At 65.2% G+C, this 20,473-nt stretch carries 21 protein-coding genes; 9 read left to right on the top strand and 12 right to left on the bottom strand.

Features of this window, described 5'->3' with window-relative positions; all coding sequences use genetic code 11:
- Nucleotides 1-58: 58 nt before the first annotated feature.
- Genes AC1RR3_RS19020 through hslV form a run of 4 tightly spaced genes read right to left on the bottom strand, consistent with a single transcriptional unit; the run spans nucleotide 59 to nucleotide 3,760 of the window.
- Complete coding sequence (locus tag AC1RR3_RS19020) at nucleotides 59-1,183, bottom strand: hypothetical protein (protein ID WP_492824635.1); 1,125 nt, start codon at nucleotides 1,181-1,183, stop codon at nucleotides 59-61.
- A gap of 28 nt (nucleotides 1,184-1,211) precedes the next feature.
- On the bottom strand, nucleotides 1,212-2,525 hold the full coding sequence (hslU, locus tag AC1RR3_RS19015; RefSeq protein WP_492824634.1) for an ATP-dependent protease ATPase subunit HslU: 1,314 nt from the start codon (nucleotides 2,523-2,525) through the stop codon (nucleotides 1,212-1,214).
- A gap of 49 nt (nucleotides 2,526-2,574) precedes the next feature.
- On the bottom strand, nucleotides 2,575-3,195 hold the full coding sequence (locus tag AC1RR3_RS19010) for a DUF2585 domain-containing protein (protein WP_492824633.1): 621 nt from the start codon (nucleotides 3,193-3,195) through the stop codon (nucleotides 2,575-2,577).
- A 4-nt stretch (nucleotides 3,196-3,199) separates the two neighbouring features.
- Nucleotides 3,200-3,760, bottom strand: coding sequence for an ATP-dependent protease subunit HslV (gene hslV, locus AC1RR3_RS19005; RefSeq protein WP_492824632.1), 561 nt, complete (start codon nucleotides 3,758-3,760; stop codon nucleotides 3,200-3,202).
- 242 nt (nucleotides 3,761-4,002) lie between these two features.
- Between hslV and hisB the strand changes: the two genes are divergently transcribed.
- From hisB to coaA, 7 genes are all read left to right on the top strand, one after another.
- Nucleotides 4,003-4,596 carry an imidazoleglycerol-phosphate dehydratase HisB gene (gene hisB / locus AC1RR3_RS19000; RefSeq protein WP_492824631.1) on the top strand — a complete coding sequence of 198 codons (594 nt, stop codon included), beginning with the start codon at nucleotides 4,003-4,005 and terminating at the stop codon, nucleotides 4,594-4,596.
- Between the two features lie 64 nt (nucleotides 4,597-4,660).
- Nucleotides 4,661-5,191 carry a DUF2628 domain-containing protein gene (locus AC1RR3_RS18995; RefSeq protein ID WP_492824630.1) on the top strand — a complete coding sequence of 177 codons (531 nt, stop codon included), beginning with the start codon at nucleotides 4,661-4,663 and terminating at the stop codon, nucleotides 5,189-5,191.
- Nucleotides 5,188-5,838: an imidazole glycerol phosphate synthase subunit HisH gene (hisH, locus tag AC1RR3_RS18990; RefSeq protein ID WP_492824629.1), complete on the top strand. Its 651-nt coding sequence runs from the start codon at nucleotides 5,188-5,190 to the stop codon at nucleotides 5,836-5,838. Before AC1RR3_RS18995 ends, hisH begins: the two co-directional genes overlap by 4 nt.
- Nucleotides 5,835-6,569 carry a 1-(5-phosphoribosyl)-5-[(5-phosphoribosylamino)methylideneamino]imidazole-4-carboxamide isomerase gene (gene hisA / locus AC1RR3_RS18985; protein WP_492824628.1) on the top strand — a complete coding sequence of 245 codons (735 nt, stop codon included), beginning with the start codon at nucleotides 5,835-5,837 and terminating at the stop codon, nucleotides 6,567-6,569. Before hisH ends, hisA begins: the two co-directional genes overlap by 4 nt.
- Before the next feature lie 10 nt (nucleotides 6,570-6,579).
- Nucleotides 6,580-7,356 carry an imidazole glycerol phosphate synthase subunit HisF gene (hisF, locus tag AC1RR3_RS18980; RefSeq protein ID WP_492824627.1) on the top strand — a complete coding sequence of 259 codons (777 nt, stop codon included), beginning with the start codon at nucleotides 6,580-6,582 and terminating at the stop codon, nucleotides 7,354-7,356.
- A gap of 79 nt (nucleotides 7,357-7,435) precedes the next feature.
- On the top strand, nucleotides 7,436-7,762 hold the full coding sequence (locus AC1RR3_RS18975) for a phosphoribosyl-ATP diphosphatase (protein ID WP_492824626.1): 327 nt from the start codon (nucleotides 7,436-7,438) through the stop codon (nucleotides 7,760-7,762).
- A gap of 21 nt (nucleotides 7,763-7,783) precedes the next feature.
- The gene (gene coaA, locus AC1RR3_RS18970; RefSeq protein WP_492824625.1) at nucleotides 7,784-8,740 is read left to right on the top strand and encodes a type I pantothenate kinase; all 957 of its coding nucleotides are present in this window, start codon (nucleotides 7,784-7,786) and stop codon (nucleotides 8,738-8,740) included.
- A 140-nt stretch (nucleotides 8,741-8,880) separates the two neighbouring features.
- Here coaA and AC1RR3_RS18965 read toward each other — a convergent pair whose 3' ends face one another.
- From AC1RR3_RS18965 to AC1RR3_RS18955, 3 genes are all read right to left on the bottom strand, one after another.
- Nucleotides 8,881-11,106, bottom strand: a complete 2,226-nt coding sequence (locus AC1RR3_RS18965) for a PAS domain-containing hybrid sensor histidine kinase/response regulator (RefSeq protein WP_492824624.1) — start codon at nucleotides 11,104-11,106, stop codon at nucleotides 8,881-8,883.
- A gap of 126 nt (nucleotides 11,107-11,232) precedes the next feature.
- The gene (locus AC1RR3_RS18960) at nucleotides 11,233-11,706 is read right to left on the bottom strand and encodes a hypothetical protein (protein ID WP_492824623.1); all 474 of its coding nucleotides are present in this window, start codon (nucleotides 11,704-11,706) and stop codon (nucleotides 11,233-11,235) included.
- Nucleotides 11,707-11,801: 95 nt separating this feature from the next.
- A complete protein-coding gene (locus AC1RR3_RS18955) occupies nucleotides 11,802-13,340 on the bottom strand; it encodes a YifB family Mg chelatase-like AAA ATPase (protein ID WP_492824622.1) in 1,539 nt (512 codons plus the stop codon).
- A gap of 227 nt (nucleotides 13,341-13,567) precedes the next feature.
- On the opposite strand from AC1RR3_RS18955, the gene AC1RR3_RS18950 reads away from it, so the two are divergent.
- Together AC1RR3_RS18950 and AC1RR3_RS18945 are read left to right on the top strand one after the other, a co-directional pair.
- Nucleotides 13,568-13,813, top strand: a complete 246-nt coding sequence (locus AC1RR3_RS18950; RefSeq protein ID WP_027534981.1) for a PilZ domain-containing protein — start codon at nucleotides 13,568-13,570, stop codon at nucleotides 13,811-13,813.
- 134 nt (nucleotides 13,814-13,947) lie between these two features.
- A complete protein-coding gene (locus AC1RR3_RS18945) occupies nucleotides 13,948-14,736 on the top strand; it encodes a tetratricopeptide repeat protein (protein WP_492824621.1) in 789 nt (262 codons plus the stop codon).
- An 18-nt stretch (nucleotides 14,737-14,754) separates the two neighbouring features.
- On the opposite strand, the gene AC1RR3_RS18940 is transcribed toward AC1RR3_RS18945, so the two are convergent.
- The 5 genes from AC1RR3_RS18940 to gshB all read right to left on the bottom strand — a co-directional run bounded on the left by AC1RR3_RS18940 (nucleotide 14,755) and on the right by gshB (nucleotide 20,463).
- On the bottom strand, nucleotides 14,755-16,044 hold the full coding sequence (locus AC1RR3_RS18940) for a CpaE/TadZ family protein (protein ID WP_492824620.1): 1,290 nt from the start codon (nucleotides 16,042-16,044) through the stop codon (nucleotides 14,755-14,757).
- A complete protein-coding gene (locus tag AC1RR3_RS18935; protein WP_492824619.1) occupies nucleotides 16,041-16,775 on the bottom strand; it encodes a CpaD family pilus assembly protein in 735 nt (244 codons plus the stop codon). The genes AC1RR3_RS18940 and AC1RR3_RS18935 overlap by 4 nt, the downstream gene beginning before the upstream one ends.
- A 51-nt stretch (nucleotides 16,776-16,826) precedes the next feature.
- Nucleotides 16,827-18,344, bottom strand: a complete 1,518-nt coding sequence (locus AC1RR3_RS18930; protein WP_492824618.1) for a type II and III secretion system protein family protein — start codon at nucleotides 18,342-18,344, stop codon at nucleotides 16,827-16,829.
- Between the two features lie 13 nt (nucleotides 18,345-18,357).
- The gene (gene cpaB / locus AC1RR3_RS18925) at nucleotides 18,358-19,185 is read right to left on the bottom strand and encodes a Flp pilus assembly protein CpaB (RefSeq protein ID WP_492824617.1); all 828 of its coding nucleotides are present in this window, start codon (nucleotides 19,183-19,185) and stop codon (nucleotides 18,358-18,360) included.
- Nucleotides 19,186-19,518: 333 nt separating this feature from the next.
- On the bottom strand, nucleotides 19,519-20,463 hold the full coding sequence (gene gshB / locus AC1RR3_RS18920) for a glutathione synthase (RefSeq protein ID WP_492824616.1): 945 nt from the start codon (nucleotides 20,461-20,463) through the stop codon (nucleotides 19,519-19,521).
- Between the last annotated feature and the right edge of the window lie 10 nt (nucleotides 20,464-20,473).

Genomic DNA, 20,473 nt, shown 5'->3' with positions numbered 1-20,473 from the left:
TACACCTCTCCCGCAAGCGGGGGAGGGAGTGCACCGCCGATGCGGCTCGAGCAGAGCGCTAAAACGGCCGGACGATTCCGACGCGCGGGATCAGCGTGAGGACCAGGCCGAAGATATTTGTCCTTTGATCCTCCGCCGGAATCGGCGGTGTCTCCCGCGCGGCCGGCAGCATCTTCACCGCATGCAGGATCAGGAACATGCAGACCGCCCAGTTCGAGATCCAGCGCGAATAGTCGAACACCATCGCGAACATCACGAGATAGGCGAGGCTGATGCCGGCCAGCGCCGCGACGACGAGGCGGCGATGCGTCGCGCTCGCGAGCGCGCAGATCAGGTTCGAAAAATAGCGCCACAGCGGCGTGTGCAGCCAGATCAGCAGGGCGAAGACCGGCACGCCGAGGATGTTGTGCGGCAGGCGCCCCCAGGTATCTGAAATCTCCTTCGCCAGCGGCTGATACCAGATGTAGGCGAATTGCAGCAGATCGGTGCGAGTTGGATCGGCCATCCGGGTTTTCAGGTACGCAACGAAGTCCGCTTCCGGGATCGGCATCGTTCCCCAGAATTGCGCGGCGAAGAACAGCGCGGAGACGACGGCGAGGGCGGTTATGCCGAACGCGACATTGGTGCGATTGCAGCCATAGGTCAGATAGTGCCTGATCCCGACGATGGTGATGATGACAGGCACATACATCAGGAGATGAATGTGATGGATCAGCACGAGCACGATCGCGAACAGCGCGGCCGTTGCCACGAACAGCAACGAGCCGGCGGGCATCAGCAGCAGGATGATCGCCAGCGCGCAGCCATAGATGTCGAAATGGCCGAGCGTGTGCATGAAATTCTTCAGGAAGAACGGCGAGCCCGCGATGAAGACGAACAGCGGCAGCGTCTTCGCGGTGAAGCCGAACGTCTTCTGGAATAGTCTTGCGTACAGCCCAAGCGTCACCAGCCAGGTCACGCCGCCGAGCGCGAACACCAGCCAGACCGGTACCTTGTCGGTGAACAGCGCGACGATCGCCCCGATCAGCGCGCGCTTGATGAAGCCGAAATGATAGTCGACGAGGAGGTGGATGTAGGGAACGTAAGGCGGCAGCTGGATCTTGTGGACGAACACGCCGACGATGACCGCCGCGTTGATCGCGAGCAGAATGCGCCAGGGGTTTTGCAGGATGCGTGCGGTCACGCCGCATCCATAGCGTGCCCGCGCGGAATTACAAAATGAACCGGCTCAGATCCGCGTTCTTGGCGAGATCGCCGACGTGCTTCTGCACGAAATCGGCGTCGACCTTGACGGTTTCGCCGTTGCGGTCGGGGGCGGTGAAGGAGATCTCGTCCAGCACCCGCTCCATCACGGTCTGGAGCCGCCGCGCGCCGATATTCTCGACGGTGGAATTGACGGCGACCGCGACGTCGGCGAGCGCATCGATGGCACTGTCGGTGATGTCCAGCGTCACGCCCTCGGTCTGCATCAGCGCGACATATTGCTTGATCAGCGACGCCTCGGGCTCGGTCAGGATGCGCCGCATGTCGTCGCGGGTCAGTGCCTGCAACTCGACGCGGATCGGCAGGCGGCCCTGCAATTCCGGCAACAGGTCGGACGGTTTTGCGACATGGAAGGCGCCGGAGGCAATGAACAGGATGTGGTCGGTCTTCACCGCGCCGTGCTTGGTCGAGACCGTGGTGCCCTCGATCAGCGGCAGCAGATCGCGCTGCACGCCCTCGCGCGAGACGTCGCCGCCGACGCGGCCGTCGCGGCCGTCGCGGGCGCAGATCTTGTCGATCTCGTCCAGAAACACGATGCCGTTGTTCTCGACCGCGCTGATCGCTTCCAGCGTCAGCTGGTCGGTGTCGAGCAGCTTGTCGGATTCCTCGTTGACCAGGATCTCGTGCGAGCCTTCCACCGTCAGCCGCCGCGTCTTGCTGCGGCCGCCGAGCTTGCCAAAAATGTCGCCGATCGAGATCGCGCCCATCTGCGCGCCCGGCATGCCCGGGATCTCGAACATCGGCATGCCGCTGCCGCCGCCCTGCGTCTCGATCTCGATTTCCTTGTCGTTCATTTCGCCGGCGCGCAGCTTCTTGCGGAACGATTCCCGCGTCGCGGCGCTGGCATTGGCGCCGACCAGCGCATCGAGCACGCGCTCTTCCGCCGCGAGCTGCGCGCGCGCCTGCACGTCCTTGCGCTTGCGCTCGCGCACCTGGGAGATCGCGACCTCGACGAGATCGCGGATGATCTGCTCGACATCGCGGCCGACATAGCCGACCTCGGTGAACTTCGTCGCCTCAACCTTCAGGAACGGCGCATTCGCGAGCTTTGCCAATCGCCGTGCGATTTCCGTCTTGCCGACGCCGGTCGGGCCGATCATCAGGATGTTCTTCGGCAGCACCTCTTCGCGCAGGGAGCCTTCGAGCTGCTGCCGCCGCCAGCGGTTGCGCAGCGCGATCGAGACGGCGCGCTTGGCATCGGCCTGGCCGACGATGAAACGGTCGAGTTCGGAAACGATTTCGCGGGGAGAGAAGTCTGTCATGTCTGCTTAGCTAGGGCGGGAGATGGTCGAGGACAAGCTGCATTTTAGGTCAGATGATGGGCGGACCCGATTGCCATTGTTTCACGGCCTCGATCGGATGGATCAGCATCAATACATTCAGCGTCAGATTGTCGCGAATGTGGAGCGCCAGCATGATTTCGAAGGCAAGCCCGAGCAGGACGATCACCGATACCGGGAGCATGCGCGCGGCCAGAAACCCGAGCATCATGAACAGATTGTCGGAGACCGAATTGACGATGCTGTCGCCGAAATAATCCAGCGAGATGGTGCCGGCGCGGTAGCGCTCGATGATGAAGGGCGAGTTCTCGACGATCTCCCAGGCGCCCTCGATCAGCATGGCGATGATCAGGCGGGCGGGCCAGGACAGGCGTAGCAACGGCAAACGCGCGAACAGGAGCCAGGTCAATCCGTAGAACAGGAAGCCGTGCAGGACGTGCGAGAAACTGTACCAGTCCGCGATATGCTGCGAATTCTCCGAGCTGTTCACCACCCCGTGCCAGAGCTTGACGTAGCCGCAGGTGCAGATCGGCACCCGCCCCATCGCGAACAGGATTAAGGCCTGCAGCGCCAGCAGCAACAGCGCGATGCCGACCCAGGCCAGCGGTGGAAACGCGGGTTGGGTCGAACCGGTGCTGCGGACCAATGTCATCCGCTCAGCCGGCCGACAGGGCTTCGATGGTGACGTTGCGGTTGGTGTAGACGCAGATGTCGGCGGCGATGTCGAGGGAGCGGCGGACGATGGTCTCGGCGTCCTTGTCGGTGTCGAGCAGGGCGCGGGCCGCGGCGAGGGCATAATTGCCGCCGGAGCCGATCGCCATCACGCCGGCCTCGGGCTCGAGCACGTCGCCGGTGCCGGTCAGCACCAGGGAGACGTCCTTGTCGGCCACGATCATCATGGCCTCCAGCCGCCGCAGGTAACGGTCGGTGCGCCAGTCCTTGGCCAGCTCGACCGCGGCGCGGGTCAATTGCCCCGGATATTGCTCGAGCTTGGCTTCCAGGCGCTCAAACAGCGTGAAAGCGTCGGCCGTGGCGCCGGCAAAGCCGCCGATCACGTCGCCCTTGCCGAGTTTCCGGACCTTCTTGGCGTTCGACTTGATCACGGTCTGGCCGATCGAGACCTGACCGTCGCCGCCGACCACCACCTTGCCGCCCTTGCGGACGGTCAAAATCGTGGTGCCGTGCCAGCCCGGCGAGCTGTTCTGGGAATCCTGCATGAAGTACCTCGTTGTCCGGCCTGATTTAGGCGGTCGGGGGCTGGGGCACAACGGGCCGATGCGGGCCCAATTTCGCTCACCATAGGCAGAAGTAGAGGCCCGGCCGGCCGTTCCCGCAGTAGCGAAGGTGTCATGGGGCTGTTAAAAGACCGGCGTTTTCGGCCCCCGAGCATGATCCGGAAAAGTGGGTACCGGTTTTCCGAGAAGGATCATGCTCAAATAGAAGCGAAAGCCAGCTTTCAATGCGCACCGCGACGATCAAGCGCAAGACCAAGGAAACCGAGATCGAGGTCAGCGTGAACCTCGATGGCACCGGCGTGGCCAATATCGCGACCGGCATCGGCTTTTTCGACCATATGCTCGATCTCCTCGCCCGCCATTCCCGCATCGACCTCACGGTCAAGGCGGTCGGCGATTTGCACATTGATCATCATCATACCACCGAAGACACCGGCATCGCGCTCGGCCAGGCGGTCAAGCAGGCGCTCGGCAACATGGCGGGCATCACCCGCTATGCCGGCGTGCACATGCCCATGGACGAGACGCTGTCGCGCGTGGTCATCGACATCTCGGGCCGCCCGTTCCTGGTGTTCAAGGCCGAATTCCCCCGCGACAAGATCGGCGAGTTCGATACCGAGCTGGTGCGCGAGTGGTTCCAGGCCTTCGCCATGAATGCCGGCGTGACTCTCCACGTCGAGACCCTATATGGCGATAACAGCCATCATATCGCCGAGTCCTGCTTCAAGGGTCTGGCGCGGGCGCTGCGCACGGCGGTCGCGATCGATCCGAAGGCTGTGGGCGAAATCCCGTCCACCAAGGGCTCGCTCGGCGGCTGATATCTCCGTTTTGCGGCAAACGCTGCTAGCGGCATCACTGAATTCTTGGGAACGAGGCATCACCATGCCTGTCTACACAGTTCATGCTCCCTCCCCTGCCGGAGCCGATCTGCGCGCGACCGACAAGTTCGTGTTCGTGCGCGACGGTTTCCATTTCTGGGCGATGATTTTCGGCCCGTTCTGGCTGCTGTGGAACCGGCTGTGGCTCGCGCTGATCGGCTGGATCGTCTTCCTGGCCGCGTTCGATGCTGGGCTGCACAGCCTCGGCGTCGGCCGCAGCTCGATCTTCTTCGCCAACATGATCGTTGCGCTGCTGATGGGCTTCGAAGCTTCAAGCTTGCGCCGCTGGACCCTGTCGCGCGGCAAGTGGCGGCAGCTCGATATCGTCGTTGCCGATGACGAGGATACCGCCGAGCGCCGCTTCTTCGAGCGCTGGAGCCAGAAGCAGCACGGCATCGTCAATGATCAATGGGCCGTCGATCGCGGCGGCCCGCCGCCGACCCGCAATTCGCCGGGCCAACAGTTTTCGAACCCGCCGCCCATTCCGGCCGGCGGCATCATTGGTTTGTTTCCCGAACCGGGAGGGTCACGATGAGCGTCGCCATCATCGATTACGGTTCCGGGAATCTGCATTCCGCCGCGAAAGCCTTCGAGCGTGCCGCGCGCAGCATGGAGAACCCGCAGAAGGTCTTCGTCACCAGCGATCCCGATCAGGCCTACAGCGCTGACCGCCTGGTGCTGCCGGGCGTCGGCGCCTTCGCCGATTGCCGGCGCGGGCTCGATGCGGTCAACGGCATGGTCGAGGCGATCACCGAGGCGGTGCGCGTCAAGGCGCGGCCGTTCTTCGGCATCTGCGTCGGCATGCAGTTGATGGCGAGCCGCGGCAAGGAGCATGTCACGACGGATGGTTTGAACTGGATCGGCGGCGACGTCGAAAAAATCACGCCGCGCGACGAGAGCCTTAAGATCCCGCACATGGGCTGGAACACGCTCGACGTGCTCAGGGAGCATCCGGTGCTGGAGAGGCTGCCGCTCGGCCCCAAGGGCCAGCACGCCTATTTCGTGCACTCCTACCACCTCAATGCCGCCAACGAGGCCGACGTGCTCGCGCGCGCCGATTATGGCGGGTCTGTCACCGCGATCGTCGCGAAGGACACCGCCATCGGCACGCAATTCCACCCCGAGAAGAGCCAGCGCTTTGGTCTGGCCCTGATCTCGAACTTTTTGCGATGGAAACCGTGATTCTCTTTCCCGCGATCGACCTCAAGAACGGGCAATGCGTGCGCCTCGAGCAAGGCGACATGGCGCGCGCGACCGTGTTCAATCTCAACCCGGCAGCGCAGGCGCAGAGCTTCGTCGAGCAGGGTTTTGAATATCTCCACGTCGTCGACCTCGACGGTGCTTTCGCCGGCAAGCCGGTGAACGCGCAAGCCGTCGAGGCGATGCTGAAGACGATCAAGATTCCGGTGCAGCTCGGCGGCGGCATTCGCGATCTCAAGACCGTCGAGGCCTGGCTCGACAAGGGCATCACCCGTGTCATCATCGGCACCGCCGCGGTGCGCGATCCTGAACTGGTGAAGGCTGCCGCGAAGAAATTCCCCGGCCGTGTCGCTGTCGGGCTCGATGCACGCGACGGCAAGGTCGCGGTCGAAGGCTGGGCCGAGACCTCGCAGGTCACGGTGCTGGAGATCGCACAGCGTTTCGAGGATGCCGGCGTTGCCGCCATCATCTTCACCGACATCGCGCGCGACGGCCTGCTCAAGGGCCTGAACCTCGACGCGACCATCGCGCTGGCCGACGCCATCTCGATTCCGGTGATTGCCTCCGGCGGCCTCGCCTCGATCGAGGACGTCAAGGCGATGCTGACCCCGCGCGCCAAGAAGCTCGCCGGCGCGATCGCCGGCCGCGCGCTCTACGACGGCCGGCTCGATCCGGCTTCTGCCCTCACCCTGATCCGCAACGCGCGCGGCTAGGAGACATCCGATGTTCAAGGTGCGCGTGATCCCCTGCCTCGACGTCAAGGACGGCCGGGTCGTCAAGGGCGTCAATTTCGTCGATCTGCGCGATGCCGGCGATCCCGTCGAGGCCGCGATCGCCTACGACGCCGCCGGCGCCGACGAGCTCACTTTCCTCGACATCACCGCGACCCATGAGAACCGCGGCATCATGCTGGACGTGGTCCGGCGCACGGCGGAGGCCTGTTTCATGCCTGTGACCGTGGGCGGTGGGGTGCGTGAGGTCAACGACATCAAGACGCTGCTGCGCGCCGGCGCCGACAAGGTCTCGATCAATAGCGCGGCCGTGTCGCGGCGCGAATTCGTCAAGGAAGCCGCCGAAAAATTCGGCGAGCAGTGCGTGGTGGTCGCGATCGACGCCAAGCGGGTCAAGCGCGCAGGCGGCGGCGAGCGCTGGGAGATCTTTACCCATGGCGGCCGCAACTCGACCGGCATCGATGCGATCGAATATGCCCAGGAAGTGGTCTCGCTCGGTGCCGGTGAAATCCTGCTCACCTCGATGGACCGCGACGGCACCAGGCAGGGTTTCGACATTCCGCTGACCCGGGCGATCGCCGACAGCATTCCCGTTCCCGTGATCGCCTCGGGCGGTGTCGGCAATCTCGACCACCTCGTCGACGGTATCCGCGAGGGGCATGCCACCGCCGTGCTGGCCGCCTCGATCTTCCATTTCGGGGAATTTACCATCCGCGAGGCCAAGGAGCACATGGCCCGGCGCGGCCTGCCCATGCGCCTGGATGCCTGACGACTCCGCTTCATAAAAATGCTACACAGGCCGGCGGGGAATGGCCTCCGTGGTCTTTGTGTGTTTCCGAGTAAGTCCGATGCCGCGCTTCACGATCCACGATCTGGCCGACACCATCGACGCCCGCGCCGCGGCCGGAGGCGAAGCCTCCTATACCCGCAAGCTCCTGGACAAGGGCGCCGAACATTGCGCCAAGAAGTTCGGTGAGGAAGCAGTCGAAACCGTAATCGCAGCAGTCGAAAACGATCGCGATCATCTGATCGCGGAAGGCGCCGATTTGCTCTACCATTTCCTTGTGTTGCTGAAGGCCCGCGGCGTAAAGCTGGATGAGGTCGAGGCCGCGCTGGACAAGCGGACCACGATGTCAGGGTTGGAAGAGAAGGCGTCGCGCAAAGGCGGCAGCTAGCCGAGGTGGAAAGGTCGCGTCATGGATATCCGCGCACCCGAGCAGCAATATAATCCCTACCGCGTCTATACGCGCGAGGAATGGGCGCGACTTCGCGACGATACGCCGATGACGCTGGAGCCGGGCGAGTTCGACCGGCTACGCTCGCTGCATGACCGCCTCGACCTCAAGGAAGTCGAGGACATCTATCTTCCGTTGTCGCGCCTGCTCTCGATCTATGTCGATGCGATGCAGCGGCTGTATTACGCCGAGCGCCAGTTCCTCAACATCCGCGACCGCAAGATGCCCTACATCATCGGCGTCGCCGGCTCGGTCGCTGTTGGAAAGTCCACCACGGCCCGCGTGCTTCAGGCGCTGCTGGCGCGCTGGTCACCGCGGCCGAAGGTCGAGCTGATCACCACCGACGGATTTCTCTATCCGAAGGCGCTGCTCGAGCAGCAAGGCATCTTGCAGAAGAAGGGCTTTCCCGAGAGCTATGATTTGCCGCTGCTGCTGAGCTTCCTGTCCGACATCAAATCGGGCCGTCGCCATGTGCGCTCGCCGGTCTACTCGCATCTGACCTACGACATCGTGCCGAACGAATGGGCGGAGATCGACCAGCCGGACATCCTGATCGTCGAGGGCGTCAACGTGCTGCAGACCGGCAAGCTGCCGCGTGACGGCAAGGCGGTGCCGGTCGTCTCCGACTTCTTCGATTTCTCGGTCTATATCGACGCCGACGAGACGGCGCTGCGCCGATGGTACATCAAGCGTTTCCTGGCGCTGCGCGACACCGCATTCACGGATCCAAAATCCTACTTCAACCGCTATGCGCTGCTGTCGGACGAGGAGGCCACCGCGACGGCCACCGCGATCTGGGAGCGCACCAACCTCGCCAATCTCGAGGACAACATTTTGCCGACACGCCCGCGTGCGACGCTGATCCTGAAGAAGGGCGCGGATCACGCGGTGGAGAGCGTGGCGTTGCGAAGGCTGTAAGCGACCCTACGAGATTCGTGCTTGAGGCACGCCTGTCCCCACATCGTCATTGCGAACGCAGCGAAGCAATCCAGAATCTCTCCGCGGAGACAGTCTGGATTGCTTCGCTGCGCTCGCAATGACGGGGGAGAGACTTCCCCCTACACCGCCAGATGCCGCGCCGCCGCCAGTCCCGCCAGCGCCTCGTCCAGCTTGTCGCGATCGAGCGGCTTGATCAAGAAGCCGTTCATGCCCGCCTCGAAGCAGGCGTAGCGATCCTCGACCAGCGTATTGGCGGTCAGCGCCAGGATCGGCGTGTGATGGCCGCCGGTGGCCGCTTCATGCGCGCGGATGCGTTTGGTCGCCTCGATGCCGTCGAGCTGCGGCATCTGGATGTCCATCAGCACGAGATCATAGGGCGTGCCGGCCGACGACGCGGCCAGCCAGGATTCCAGCGCGGCCTCGCCGTGCACGGCGATGACGACGCGGTGGCCGAGCTTTGTCAGCAACGAGCGCATCAGCAGCGCGTTGATCTCGTTGTCCTCGGCGACGAGGATTGAGAGGCCCTTTGCCGGCGTTCGGATCGCGGCGGGTTCGACAGGCTCCGGCGCGAGCTCGGGCGAGGCGATCTCCGGCGTCAGCGCGAGGCGTGCGGCCAGCGAGGCCGCGCGCAGCGGCTTCACCAGGAAGCCGGTGAAGGCAGGCGAAAGCTTTTCATGGCGCGAGCCCGACGTCAGCAGCACCAACCGTTGCGGCGCATGGGCACGGGCCATCTCGCCGAGCTGGTCCGCCGCGGCAGGACCGATCGCGCGATCGACCAGCACCGCGTGCCATGAGCGTTCCGGCAGCAGCGCCTCCGCCACGGCGACATCCGTCACCAGGCAGGTCTGACTGCCCCAGCGCTCCAGCCGCCGCGCGATCAACGAGGCCTCGATGCCCTCGGCGATCAGGAGGATCGACTTGCCCGTGAGGTCAGGGCTCGGGAATGCGGTCTGTCCCGCGCCGGTCTGTGCCGGCGTGAGCGGCACCGCGACCTCGAAGGTCGCGCCCTTGCCGGGCTCGCTCGTGAGCGTGATGCGGCCGCCCATGCGCTTGACGATGCGCTCGCTGATGGCAAGGCCAAGCCCGGTGCCGCCATAGGTGCGGGCGACGCGCTCGTCGGCCTGCTCGAATTCGCGGAAGATGCGCTGCTGTGCGTCCGTGGCGATGCCGATACCGGTGTCGCGGACCAGGAAGCTGATCTCGTTCGGCCAGATGCCGGGCTCGACGATCAGCGCCACGCCGCCGCTTGCGGTGAACTTGATGGCGTTGCCGGCGAGGTTGAGCAACACCTGGCGCAGCCGCGCGGCATCGCCGATGACTTCGAGCGGCAGGCGCTCGTCGACATAGGCGGCGATCTCGAGCGTCTTTGCCTGCGCGCGGGGCGCCAGCAACTCGGTGATCTCCTCGATCAGGGTCGAGAGCGCGAACGGGCGCTGCTCGAGATCGAGCTTGCCGGCCTCGATCTTGGAATAGTCGAGCAGCTCCTCGATCAGCGCCATCAGCGCTTCGCCGGAGGTTTTCACCGCCCTGGCATAGGTCGCCTGCTCCGGCGTCAACGTGGTGTCGAGCAAGAGGCCGCCCATGCCGATGATGCCATTCAACGGCGTGCGAATCTCGTGCGAGGCCATCGCGAGGAAACGCGATTTGGCGCGGTTGGCGGCATCGGCCTGGTCGCGCGCCTCCGACAGCGCGCGCTCGGTCTCGGTGCGGTCGGTGACGTCGCGTCCGACGCTCTGCAATTCGGCGGCCTGACCGGCATCGAGGCGGACATAGCCCTCGCGCCAGGCGATCCAGCGTGCGCCGAGCGGTGTGGTGATCCTCTGATCGTGGATGCGCGTGCCGTTGCTTTCCCGGGCGCTGTCGCCCTGCTCCAGCACGTCGAAATCGAAACGCGTTCCCACCAGCGCGCTGCGCGCCTGGCCGGTGAGCGTGCAATAGGCGTCGTTGGCGAAGGTGATGCGGCCCTGATGATCGCGCAGCACGATCAAATCGCCCTGCTGCTCGAACAGGCTGCGGGCGCGTTCCTCGGCTTCCTTGAGCTCCCAATTGCGGTCGATCAGCGCCTCGTTATGGACGGCGAGCTTGCGCATCCGCTTGTTGACGAAGCGCAGCCGCATGCTCAGCGTGGCAAGGCCTAGGCAGGCGATGGCGAACAGGAAGCTCGCGCCGATCGCAAAGGCGTTGGGATCGTAGCCGGAATTTTCAGCGCGGCTGCCCGTGACGAAGCCATAGGCGCCGCCGAACGTCGCCGAGAAGATCATGAAGGAGCGGATCGCGAAGGCGATCTTGGGATACTGCCGCCTGAAGCGGCGCATGCGCACCTTGATCCGGAACGTCCGACCCATCGCCACCGACCCCGACCCTTTCCCGAAAGCCCCGCCACTGCCGTGTGCGACGATGTCTCGCCGACCTTGCGAACAGCTTGAGGCTTTGGTTCTGCCTCCCAACAGGGTTAGCGAGGTGTTAACGCCTCAAAGCGAGGCGGCCTGCAGCGGGAGCGGGCGGTGGCCGCCATGGGCGCCGACGATCAGTGCCGCGGCCTCGCGCTGCGAGAACGTCTTCGAGCGCACATAGATGCGATAGTCGGCCGGCCCGTCGGTGGAGAGATAGATCACCGGTCCGCCGTCGACCGGCTGTGCGGCGATCGTGATGAGGCTGGTTTGCGGATTGGCCTGGCAGGAATCCGATTCTGACCCGAGGCCATCGTCCACGACCGCGAAGTCCGCACCGCCAGCATCGTCGGTGATCTGAACCCGCACCGTGGCGCGCGTGGGATCGTCGGTGAAGGCGACATGGACGCCGGCTGTCCAGAACAGGGTGGTCAGCTCGACGGAGGTGTCGCCCAGGGCGATGCAGGGATGCGAGACCGATCCGATCTCGCTGCGGGCAAACACCGCAGCTGCCAGCAGGGGAACAACCGAGGCCAGGATCTTGAAACGCAACATGACACTCTACTCGCCAGGCCCGGGGAACTTTCTGGGCCTTATGGTTTGCAGAGCGTAAAGGAAACTCGTTACCGCCGGGTTGATGCGCGGAATGATCAGGCCATCTGGCGCACATCCTCCGCGAGTGCGCGGTAGGACAGCGCCTCGGCGAGATGCAGCCGGCCGATCTTGTCGGCGCCGTCGAGGTCGGCCAGCGTGCGCGCCACGCGCAGCACGCGGTGATAGCCACGCGCCGACAGCCGCATGGTCTCGGCGGCATCGCGCAGCAGCTTGGCGCCTTGCGCGTCGGGCTTTGCGATCTCCTCAAGCACCGAGGCCGGCGCCTCGGCATTGGTGCGGACCTGCGGCAGGCCGATATCCGCGTAACGCGCAAGCTGGATATCGCGTGCGACCGCGACGCGCGCGGCGACTTCGGCGGACCCTTCGGCCGGCGGCGGCAGGATCAGATCGGCTGCGGTCACCGCCGGCACCTCGATGCGCAGATCGATGCGGTCCATCAGCGGGCCGGAGATCCGCGCCTGGTAGTCGCCGGTGCAGCGATCGATGCGGCCGCGCTTGCAGGCATAGCCGGGCTCGAACGCATGGCCGCAGCGGCAGGGGTTCATCGCTGCCACCAGCATGAAGCGCGCCGGATAAGTGACGCGGTGATTGGCGCGGGAGACGGAGACCTCACCGTTCTCCAGCGGCTGGCGCAGCGAATCGAGCACGCGCGGATCGAACTCCGGCAATTCGTCGAGGAACAGCACGCCCTGATGCGCGAGCGAGATCTCGCCGGGTTTTGCGCGCATGCCGCCTCCGGTGAGCGCGGCCATGCTGGCGGAATGATGCGGCGAGCGGAACGGCCGCCGCGCGGTCAGCGCACCGCCTTCGATCTCGCCGGCGACCGAGGCAATCATCGAGACCTCGAGCAATTCGCCCGGCGACAGCGGCGGCAGGATCGAGGGCAGGCGCGCCGCCAGCATCGATTTGCCGGCGCCGGGTGCGCCGATCATCAGGAGGTGATGGCCGCCGGCGGCCGCGATCTCCAGCGCGCGCTTGGCGCTCTCCTGGCCCTTGATGTCACGCAGGTCGAGCGTGGAGGCCGCGGCTTCATGCACCTTCGGCGAGGGCCGCGACAGCACTTGCGTGCCTTTGAAGTGATTGGCGATCTGGATCAGCGATTGTGCGGCGATGATCTGGATATCCGGGCTCGCCCATGCCGCTTCAGAGCCGCAGGACGCCGGACAGATCAAACCTTCCTCGCGCACATTGGCGCCGATCGCGGCAGGAAGAACGCCGGCGACGGGTGCGATCGATCCGTCGAGGCCGAGCTCGCCGAGCACGGTAAAGCCCGTCAGCGCATCCGGGGGGATCGCGCCGATCGCCGCCATCAGCCCGAGTGCGATCGGCAGGTCGTAATGGCTGCCTTCCTTGGGGAGATCAGCGGGCGCCAGATTGACGATGATCCGGCGCGCCGGCAGCGCCAGGCCTGACGCAATCAACGCCGAGCGGACCCGCTCGCGCGCCTCCGACACCGCCTTGTCAGGCAGGCCGACGATGGCAAAGGCCGGCAGGCCCGGCGCGACCTGCACCTGCACGTCGACCGCGCGGGCCTCGATCCCCTCAAAGGCGACGGTAGAAACCCGTTGAACCATGCCCGAACCAACCTGCCCTCTCGTACAATCGAGGGTAGCAGAGCGCAGCGTCTTCCGCAAGAACAATACGGGAACATATTCGGAGGCCCGGCAAGCCCTAACCGATCGTAAACGCAGGTCAGACACTACGCTTCGAATGCGAGCGGCTGTCCTCAGCACATTCCAACGAATGTCCGTTACTCCTAGGGGTGCGGGATGGGCCGTGATGTAACGGGTGAACAATTCAAATGCTTGCAAATCGCCGCAGAAGCGAACGTCGGGTGTGCACGCGGCTCGCCAAGATTCATTTTGGCGCGGGCTCGCTGCCGCGGGACTGCACGATCACGGATATCTCGGATGGGGGCGTGAAAGTGGTGGCGGAATTTCTGGAAGTGCCGCCGCAATTCACCATCATCTTCGCGCCGGACTATTCCCGCCAGTGCCGCCTGCGCTGGCGCATCGGCTGCGAATTCGGCGCTGAGTTCACCGATTGAGCGAGCATCATCCGGAAACGCGTGACGCGGTCTCCGGATCATGCCCAGACAATAGATCCCGAACCCCCGCGTCCTTAACGGGACTTTAGCGTTAATCGGTAAGCATCTCTGATCAGTTGCCGAGTGATCAGAGTATGTCCAAGCGTTCGTCCCTCGCCTCCTCCCCGGCGAGATTTCTGCTTCCCGCGCTCCTGGTGCTCGTCCTCGGCGGTTGCCAGACTGTGAGCCTGGAAGACGTGACCGGCGCGCTCGGCGGCAAGTCCGAGGCCGCTGCCAAGGTTGACGCCAAGGCCGACGCCAGGCCGGACATGGACGCGCTTCGCGAGCGCTATCGCGCCAAGCCGAGTGATCCCAACATTGCGCTCGACTACGGCAAGGCGCTGCGCGAGACCGGCCAGCGCGCCCAGGCGGTCGCGGTGCTCGAGCAGGCGGTGCTCGCCCATCCCAGCAACAAGGCGTTGCTCGCAGGCTATGGCCGCGCGCTCGCCGACAATGGCAATTTCCAGCAGGCGTTCGATGTGCTCGGCCGCGCGCATACGCCTGAGGATCCCGACTGGCGCATCCTCTCGGCGCAGGGCGCCGCGCTCGATCAGCTCGGCCGCAACGAAGAGGCGCAGCAATATTATGCGAGCGCGCTGAAGATCGTGCCCGACGAGCCGCAGGTCCTGTCCAATCTCGGCCTGTCCTACATGCTCCAGAACAACCTGCCGAGGGCCGAGGAAACGATGCGCCGCGCCCATGAGCGCAATCCCGCCGACCCCCGCGTGCGCGCCAATCTCGCGCTGGTGTTGGGGTTGGAGGGCAAGCAGGCCGAGGCCGAGTCCATCGTGAAGGGCGATCTGCCGCCTGATCAGGCCGCGGCCAAGGTCACGGCGCTGCGCCAGCTGCTGGCGAAGAAGCAGCAGCAGCGGGCGGACAAGTAGCCCGCCCTGTATTTGTGCTTACGACGCCTTGCGATGCGGGGCGGATCCGCGGCCCGTCCGGCCCTTCAGCTTCTTCAGCAGCGGTCCGAGCAGCGAGCGCTTCGGCTTCTTCACCTCGCCGCGACCGGCGAGACGGTTCGCCATGTTCTGGAACAGCTCGGTGGTGTGGTGGCTCCTGGAGACCTCCGCGATCATCTGGCCGTTGTTGGCCGCTGTCGAGAACAGCTTCGAATCGAACGGGATCACCGCGATCGGTTGGCTCTCCATCGTCTTGGCGAACGACTTCACGTCGATCTCCGCGCGCTTGTGCATGCCGACCTGGTTGATGCAGTACAGCGGCGGCCGGTCGTTTGGCCGTGCCGCCTTCAGCACGCTCAGCATGTTCTTGGTATTGCGCAAATTGGCGAGATCGGGTTCGGCCACGATCACGATGTCGTCGGCATTGACCAGCGCGCGGCGCGTCCAGCCCGACCATTGATGGGGAACGTCGAGCACGATGCAGGGCGTGGTCATGCGCAGCGTGTCGAACACAGCGTCGAAGGCCTCCGCGCCGAAATCATAGACGCGATCGAGCGTCGCGGGCGCAGCGAGGAGGCTGAGGCGGTCGGTGCATTTGGCGAGCAGGCGTTCCATCAGCGCGGTGTCGGGCCGGTCCTGCGACAGCACCGCGTTGGCGATGCCCTGCATCGGATCCTGGTTGTAGTCGAGGCCGGCGGTGCCGAAGGCGAGGTCGAGATCGATCACGACGGAATCGAGTGCGAGGTCGCGGGCGATGGTCCAGGCCACGTTGTGCGCGACAGTGGAGGCGCCGACGCCGCCTTTGGCGCCGACCACCGCGATGACGCGGCCGGTGATGATGGCTTCGGATGCCGAGAACAGGCTGCAGATCGAGCGGACCACGTCGAGGGTTTCGACCGGTCCGATCACATAGTCGTTGACGCCGCGGCGCACCAGCTCGCGATAGGGGGCGGTGTCGTTGGGATTGCCGATCACGACCACGCGGGTGCCGGGATCGCAGACGCCGGCGAGATCGTCGAGCCCTTCGAGGATGTCGCGCGTGCCGTCGGATTCGATCACGATCACGTTCGGCGTCGGCATCGTGTCATAGACTTCGATCGCCGCGGCAAGTCCGCCGCTCTTGGCGGTGAGATGCGCCTTGGCGAGCCGGCGGTCCTGACCGGCCGCGGTCACCGCTTTGAGCGTCTGATCGGTCTCGCAAAACGCCTGCACCGAGATGCGCGGAACCGGCGCAATGTGTTCCTCGGGGTGCTGCGGATCGTCCGCTTCTTCGTCGTTGAGGCTTGTCATTTGCCGGTGTCGCTGAGTTTGGCCTTGTCGGCATCGGGTGAGGCGGTGGAGATCGGGGAGCCCTTGCGGTAGCGCTCGAAGGCGATGTCGCGCCGCGCGGTATAGACCGGTGTTTCCGCACGCGGCTGCTCGAGGTCGGCGGGATTGTCGATCATCGCCGCGAGATTGCGTTGGGTGGCGCAGCCGAGATTGAAGTACGGCCGGTTCTCGTTGTAGCCGGGGTCGAGGATGGACGGACCGACGTCTTCCGGCCATAGCCCGCAGGGACCGGCGACCGCGGCGATCTGCGAATAGCTCAGGCGGATCGTGGGCAGCAGTCCGGGATCCTCGGGGCGATAGGGATGCTGTACGATGGCGCGTGACGGCACGCCGCCGGATCCCAGCACGGAACGGATTTCCTGATAGGTCGCCGCTGCCGCGCGCGAATTCGTGGCGTCGATCGGTACGTCGACGACGACCGAGCCGGTGCCTTCGCTCACCCAGTCCCGGGCGATGCCCGTGACGTCCGCGCGCTGCGCGGCCGTAAGGCCGCCGCGCGCCTTGCCGACGAAGATCACGATCGATTTCTTGGCTTCCTGCACCGCGATCGGATGACGCTGGCGATAGTCGGTCGGCACCGTCTGGGTGACGATCTCGCCGGTGGTGTTGCAGGCGCCGAGCAGGACGGAGAGCCCCGTCAGCGCCAGCGCTGCGCGCAGCTTGCGACGTCGATCCGCCATCGTCTTCGTCATCGCTTGATCCCCTCTTGCCCCGTTTCTTGCCCGGTCCCCAAACCGTTCGTCTCAGTCGATGATGAAGCCGAAATCGCCAGGCGTGCCGTTGATCGGATCGACGCGACGCGCGACACCATAGAGGCGGTTCATGCGGCCGAGCAGCGCCGATTGCGCATCGGACGACGGCGCGAACCCGTCATCGGGCCGTGACAATTCCTTCTGGGCGACGGCACGGACCACATAGGGCGTCACGATCACCATCAGCTCGGTCTCGTTGTTGACGTAGTCCTGGCTGCGGAACAGCGCGCCGAGGATCGGCACCTGGTCGACGCCGGGCAGGCCGTTGATCGCCTGCTTGGTCTGCTGCTGGATCAGGCCGGCCATCGCCATCGAGCCACCCGACGGGATTTCGAGCGTGGTCTCGGCGCGGCGGGTCTGGATCGAGGGAATGGTGATGGAGTTGCTGGCGGTCGACGACACCGCCTGCGTCACGGTGATCGCCTGCTGGTTCGACAGCTCCGAGACCTCGGTCATCACGCGCAGGCTGATCCGGCCCTCGCTGAGCACGACCGGCGTGAAGTTCAGCGAGATGCCGAACTTCTTGTAGGAAATCTGGGTGGTGCAGACATGCGTGGTCGGGTCGCAGGAATAGCCCGCAGGGATCGGGAATTCGCCGCCGGCAATGAAGGTGGCGGACTCGCCCGAGATCGCCGTCAGGCTCGGCTCGGCCAAAGTGCGCATCACGCCGGCGCTCTCCATTGCCCGCATGGTGGCGCTGACGGTGGCGACGCCCTTGGTGAGACCGGCGACGCCGAGCCCATTGCTGCTGACCAGCGGGCCGCCGGAGACCGAGAACGGATTGGAATTGTTGAAATTCACGACCGCGGTGCCGGCGTTGAGGCTGGCGCTGAGATCGACGCCCAATTGCTTGACGATGTCGCGGCGCACTTCGCCGACGACGACCTTGAGCATCACCTGGTCGCGGCCGCGCACGACGATGTTGTTGACGACCTTGTCGCTGCCGCCGACGAGCTTTGCGGCGACGTCGCCGGCCTGCTGCGCCTCGACCGGGCTCGACACCGAGCCGGTCAGCATTACGCTCTCGCCGACGCCTTCGATCTGCACACCCGGCAGCGCCGAGCGCAGCGCGGTACGCATGCCGTTGAGGTCGCGCTTCACCGCGATGTCGTAGGCGGCGACCTGCTGGCCGTCGGCGGTGAAGAACACGACGTTGGTCTGGCCGACCTGGCCGCCGATGATATAGGCGCGCTGGGCCGAGCGGATTACTGCGTTGGCGATCTTGGGATCGGCCACCAGCACGTCCTTGACCTCGCGCGGCAGGTCGATGACCACAGATTTGCCCACGCCAAGCGAGAGAAAGCGCGTCTTCGCCGGCGCGATCGTTCCGACCGTCGACACGCCGAGATCCGGCACCTGCATCGGCGCCTGGTCGCCGACCGGCGCATCCGCGGCGCTGACGACGTCAGGAGCCGCGAGCAGCCCCAGTATCAGCATTACCCCTGCCCAGAACGTGTGCGCGCGCTTCCCCCGAATGCGCATGCCCGTCCGATCATCCCCGTAGTTCATGGTATCCCCATCATCACTTCTGTGACGTCAGCTGCCGCGCCTGCACCCCGTAACGGATGATGTTCACGCCGCCCGGACGCTTGATCGACTGGTCTTCGGCGGTGCCGTCCACTGCATTGGCATCGACGATGCTCCGCAGCGCGAGCGTCAGCGTGCCGCCCTGGCGCGCGGCCGACAGCGTGGCAACCTGGTCGGGCTTGAGCTCGAGCGTGACGGTCTTGCCGACCACGGCGTTCTGGCCCTCCTTCTCTTTCGGCGCCTGATCGATCGCGAGCACGCGGATATTGGTCAGGAGGACTTCGGAGAGGACGAGGTCGTTGCCGCCGGTCGGGCCATTGTTGTTGTTGTTGGCGCCGTCAGGGTTCTTCAGGCGGCGGGTCAGGACGATGTCGACGCGGTCGTTCGGCAGGATGAAGCCGCCAGCGCCGGTCTCGGCGGAAATTTCGGTGGAGACGGCCCGCATGCCCGACGGCAGGATCGCAGCCATGAAGCCGGAGCCCTCGGCCTTGACCAGCTTCTGCTCGCGGATCGGTTCGCCCTGCATCAACGGCACGCGCGCGATCGAGCCGGCGATCTGGGTCTGGGCCTCGGGCCTGTTGTCGCGGCGGATGAACGCGTTGCTTGCGGTCCCTGCCGGCCAAGCCTGCCATTGCAGGTCCTCGGGCTTCAGGGCCTGGCCGAGCTGGATGTCGTTCTTGGCGACGAGAACCTCGACCGTCGGCAGCTTCTCGGCGACCGGGAGGACGGGCACGGGTGCGTTCTGGTAGCCGTTCGCCAGATACGCAGCGACGCCGCCGGCGCCCAGCGCGATGACGAGAACGACAATGCGTGCGGTGTTCATACGCTTCTACTCTTACGCGGGGTACTCGAACCGCACGTGGCGGGTTCCCCTGCATCGATGAGTAGGCAGTAAAAGTATAAGGGGTGTTGCGAGGCCGAGTGTGATGGCCCGTGACGATGCGCGTTCTCGGCAGATGGTGAACGTGGCGTTATCTAGTCGGCCAGCGGCCCCGTAGATTCACGCAAGGTCGGACGTTCGTTCGAATGATGCGCGGGGCGTCATGGTGAACGGGTGGTTAGTGATGCGCGCGCTGTGTTTCTGTTGATGTCGGTAGCCCGGATGGAGCGAAGCGCCCGGATTTCGCTGCGCTCCATCCGGGCTACAAGCCGGCGCTTACTTCGCCCGCTTCTGCTCGATGACGTCCCAGACCTTCGCCGCAACATCAGGGCCGCCGAGCCGTGCGATCGCGCGGATGCCGGTCGGCGAGGTGACGTTGATCTCGGTGAGGCTGCCGTTGATGACGTCGATGCCGACGAACAGGAGGCCACGCTCGCGCAGCGCCGGGCCGACGGTGGCGCAGATCTCGCGCTCGCGCGGCGTGAGCTCGGTTTCCTGGGCGGCGCCGCCGCGCACCATGTTGGAGCGGAGATCGTCGGCGGCCGGCACGCGGTTCACCGCGCCGGCGAACTCGCCGTTGACCAGGATGATGCGCTTGTCGCCGTGCTTCACCTCGGGAATGAACTGCTGGATCACCCAGGGCTCTCTAAACGTCACCGAGAACATGTCGAACAGCGAGCCGAAATTCATGTCCTGCGGCATCACGCGGAACACCGCCGCGCCGCCATGGCCGTGCAGCGGCTTCATCACGACGGCGCCGTGCTTGTCGCGGAAGGCGTTGATCTCGTCGAGGTCGCGCGAGATCAGGGTCGGCGGCATCAGCTGGGGAAAGTTCATCACGAACAGCTTTTCCGGCGCATTGCGCACCGAGGCCGGGTCGTTGACGACCAGCGTCTTCGGATGGATGCGCTCGAGCAGATGCGTCGAGGTGATGTAGGCGAGGTCGAACGGCGGATCCTGGCGCAGCAGCACCACGTCGAAGCCGTTCAGCGCTTCGCGCCTGGGCTCACCGAGGGTGAAGTGGTTGCCGGGCTCGTCGCGCACGGTCAGGAGCTGGACCGGCGCGACGATTTCCTCGCCGACCATCGAGAGCTTGTCGGGCGTGTAATAGGACAGGCCGTGGCCGCGCTTCTGCGCCTCCAGAAGCAGCGCGAAGGTGGAATCGCCCTTGATGTTGATGCGGGCGATGGGGTCCATCTGGACGGCGACGTTCAGTTTCATGGTCTGCCTT

The organism is Bradyrhizobium sp. GW821-FHT13H05 (genome assembly GCF_058804065.1).
This window is presented reverse-complemented; position numbering and strand designations above follow the sequence as displayed.

Coding starts and splice junctions, on each gene's coding strand:
- AC1RR3_RS18955 (WP_492824622.1), bottom strand. CDS start 13,340: ATGGTTCAACGGGTTTCTACCGTCGCCTTTGAGGGGATCGAGGCCCGC.
- hslV (WP_492824632.1), bottom strand. CDS start 3,760: ATGCAGGATTCCCAGAACAGCTCGCCGGGCTGGCACGGCACCACGATT.
- hslU (WP_492824634.1), bottom strand. CDS start 2,525: ATGACAGACTTCTCTCCCCGCGAAATCGTTTCCGAACTCGACCGTTTC.
- AC1RR3_RS19010 (WP_492824633.1), bottom strand. CDS start 3,195: ATGACATTGGTCCGCAGCACCGGTTCGACCCAACCCGCGTTTCCACCG.
- cpaB (WP_492824617.1), bottom strand. CDS start 19,185: ATGAACACCGCACGCATTGTCGTTCTCGTCATCGCGCTGGGCGCCGGC.
- AC1RR3_RS18950 (WP_027534981.1), top strand. CDS start 13,568: ATGCTTGCAAATCGCCGCAGAAGCGAACGTCGGGTGTGCACGCGGCTC.
- hisH (WP_492824629.1), top strand. CDS start 5,188: ATGAGCGTCGCCATCATCGATTACGGTTCCGGGAATCTGCATTCCGCC.
- AC1RR3_RS18935 (WP_492824619.1), bottom strand. CDS start 16,775: ATGACGAAGACGATGGCGGATCGACGTCGCAAGCTGCGCGCAGCGCTG.
- AC1RR3_RS18975 (WP_492824626.1), top strand. CDS start 7,436: ATGCCGCGCTTCACGATCCACGATCTGGCCGACACCATCGACGCCCGC.
- AC1RR3_RS18940 (WP_492824620.1), bottom strand. CDS start 16,044: ATGACAAGCCTCAACGACGAAGAAGCGGACGATCCGCAGCACCCCGAG.
- AC1RR3_RS18965 (WP_492824624.1), bottom strand. CDS start 11,106: ATGGGTCGGACGTTCCGGATCAAGGTGCGCATGCGCCGCTTCAGGCGG.
- AC1RR3_RS18995 (WP_492824630.1), top strand. CDS start 4,661: ATGCCTGTCTACACAGTTCATGCTCCCTCCCCTGCCGGAGCCGATCTG.
- hisB (WP_492824631.1), top strand. CDS start 4,003: ATGCGCACCGCGACGATCAAGCGCAAGACCAAGGAAACCGAGATCGAG.
- AC1RR3_RS18945 (WP_492824621.1), top strand. CDS start 13,948: ATGTCCAAGCGTTCGTCCCTCGCCTCCTCCCCGGCGAGATTTCTGCTT.
- gshB (WP_492824616.1), bottom strand. CDS start 20,463: ATGAAACTGAACGTCGCCGTCCAGATGGACCCCATCGCCCGCATCAAC.
- coaA (WP_492824625.1), top strand. CDS start 7,784: ATGGATATCCGCGCACCCGAGCAGCAATATAATCCCTACCGCGTCTAT.
- AC1RR3_RS18930 (WP_492824618.1), bottom strand. CDS start 18,344: ATGAACTACGGGGATGATCGGACGGGCATGCGCATTCGGGGGAAGCGC.
- hisF (WP_492824627.1), top strand. CDS start 6,580: ATGTTCAAGGTGCGCGTGATCCCCTGCCTCGACGTCAAGGACGGCCGG.
- AC1RR3_RS18960 (WP_492824623.1), bottom strand. CDS start 11,706: ATGTTGCGTTTCAAGATCCTGGCCTCGGTTGTTCCCCTGCTGGCAGCT.